At 34.4% G+C, this 2,558-nt stretch carries 2 protein-coding genes; both read right to left on the bottom strand.

The annotated features are described in order from the left end of the window. Positions 1-704: 704 nt before the first annotated feature. The gene (locus tag RSC39_RS11855) at positions 705-905 is read right to left on the bottom strand and encodes a hypothetical protein (protein ID WP_332537429.1); all 201 of its coding nucleotides are present in this window, start codon (positions 903-905) and stop codon (positions 705-707) included. Positions 906-1,118: 213 nt separating this feature from the next. Continuing rightward, a partial coding sequence (locus RSC39_RS11850; protein WP_332537426.1) for a zonular occludens toxin domain-containing protein occupies positions 1,119-2,558 on the bottom strand: 1,440 nt, incomplete at its 5' end.

Here is a 2,558-nt window from a genome sequence, read left to right as displayed (position 1 = left end):
AATTAAATAAAGCATTAATTAATAAGAATTTAATGCCTATAAAAGATAGCGAATTGGTTCACATCATATTAGATCAGTGCATTGAAGCAGTAGAAATCACAACAGCAGGAAAAATCGTAGTTGTAGAACCTAAAAGCGATTAAATAATATACAAAATAGCTTAAAGATGCGAACCATTCCTATTAAGTCTAAAACCCTTGATATATATAGCTCATAGAGCAAATGTCGAAAAACTTTCGAGAGTCAGGCACACTATTAGACAGTAGTGTGCCCTACTCTATAACGCAAATTTCTCCCCGCTCCCAAACCTGCGTCGTCATCCCTCCTCCTCGGTTCAGTCGCAGGTAGACTAATTTCGTATAATGCAGATTGATGTTAAATCGCCCTCTGTGCATCTGAGATTATCGCAAATTTGACAAATAAAAAGCCTTAAGTCATTGAAACATAAGGCTTTTTATTTATAAAATTGAGGGCGAAGTAACATAATCACGTAAATTATACGAAATCAGTCCTAATAATTATTGATGTCACGATCTAAGAAAAAAATAAGAATGCACGCAAGGCAGAGTACAAAAACAGAGATTAATAAATATTGATAAAATGTAATATTATGCCAATCCATGAAAAATCCAAAAAATACTAAAGTATTGTTTTTTAATGATTAGTATTAGCCAGGAAAAACGTCTCCGGCTTAACTTTTTATGTCATAAAATGCCAACCAAAGAAAACAAATACTTAATGAATCTATAAACAAAATAACCACCTACAGCGCCCACAATCCAAGATAAAACAGTAAATCCCTTTTCATATTTATCAACGAATGTATTCAACTTTAAAAGGCGTTTTTCTTTAGCTATTTTATCCAAAACATATTTTGGCGTTGGTTCTGGTCTAACATCTCTCATAAAGCCCCCTGTATCAGTTCGCGCCTACGGACGCTCTGTAATTATAGTTTAGAGTTTACAAGGGAGCTGTAATCAGGGAAAGAAGGTTTTAAAATTTAATTGTCCGAATCACTCGTAGACACTCGCTCTGTAGATTTGTGTCTCAAAAATCAATAAGAAATATAAGAAATATAAAACCACAACCAACCAAACAAGCATCAATAAAAGAAATTGTCATAGTGAATTTGCTCCAGTGATGTTTGAAGGTGGTTTTGTTCCGAGTGGTATTTGCTCTTCTTGAACTGATGCTGTTTTAGATTTTGCATATCTTTCTGCTTCAATTCTTGCAAGGTTTTCTAAGTAAGCCTTTTTATAGTTTTCATCGGTTGTCGGATCGGCTGGCGTAGCTGGTGCTTGGTTTCTTTCTCCAAAGTAATCGAAAGGTCTATTTCCTGAATTTTTAAGGATGTTGGCACAGTCTTTTGCAGAGAATTCGCCAATAAGAGTTCCCTGTTGATCGTAAGCAAAGTATTTCTTTTCCCACTTAACACAGCCTGAAAAACGACGATGATTGACAGGATTAGCGACAACAACAGGCTTATAGTCATAAGGCTTGGATGGGTCATAAACAGACTGTACGGCTTGATTAGAAGCATCAGTAGAAACGCTAGGCTCAGAACTGCTCCCAATGTCAGTACTCGCATTTTTTGCTTGTGCTTCTGAAGCTGCATTTGTGCTAAGTGGCGATGATTGTCCAGAAGTAGATTGATTTGATTTATTTGAATCTTGTTTAGCATCTTTATTCTCTACCGTTAGTTCTAAAGGTGATTCACCTGAAAAGAAACGCATCAATGCTGAATCTTTTGAAAAAAGAAGTCCTGCACAAAGAAAGAAGAAACCCGCCAAAATAATTAAAAATACAAGTTTCTTAGGTATGCGCTTTTTACGTGTATGTGCGGTTGAAGATTTATATAGCTTGTAAACATGCTTTGGAAACATCCAACGTGATACGTTTTCAGCCCTAGCAAGTGATCTAACAGCATTCGGGTTTTCTTGTACCACAGTCCATTCGATTTTCATTGATTGTTCCCAACCAAAAATGTTAATCAAATGAATGTGATGGCTTGCCAATTTACGAATGTACTTATTAACAAAAGAAGGGTCTTGAGTAATAAATAAAAAGTCATATCCCTTGTGACGGTGGATTGTTAATTCCTTAACAATTGGGTGAATACTTTTTGCTTCTTCACTAAAAATTGGAATTAACTGGGCTTCGTCAATAACAAAATATGAGCCTTGAGGTGTAAGTCTCCAGTCGCAATCTTTAGGAAGTGGTCTAGCTTGAGAAAGCCTTAAATCAGCTATATTTGTGTATATGGTTCTGACAACCTTGAAATCTTCAAAGGTTGTTTTTTCATTCTCATTTAAACTTTCAATAATTAAGTTTAATAAAATAATTCTTTCAAAGTAATATTCAGGGAAATTAATTTCTAAATCAGAATATTCAGTCATAACAACATTAATATGAAATTCTGTTTTTAGGAAATTAAAAAAATCATCTTCAAAGAAAATTAATTCAGTTTCTCGTTCTAATCCTTGTCCACGTGTAACAACTAAAGATCGTAGATAACTATCAAATTTTAATTCCTTTATTTTTTCAAAAAAGGCCTTAGC

It is taken from the genome of Lactococcus sp. (assembly GCF_036648155.1).
Lineage (GTDB): Bacteria > Bacillota > Bacilli > Lactobacillales > Streptococcaceae > Lactococcus > Lactococcus cremoris.
Note: the sequence above shows the minus strand (reverse complement) of the source record. Positions and strands in the feature narration are given on the sequence as shown.

Bases quoted from the DNA above. Each gene is read 5' to 3' on its own strand.
- RSC39_RS11855 (WP_332537429.1), bottom strand. From the start codon at position 905: ATGAGAGATGTTAGACCAGAACCAACGCCAAAATATGTTTTGGATAAA.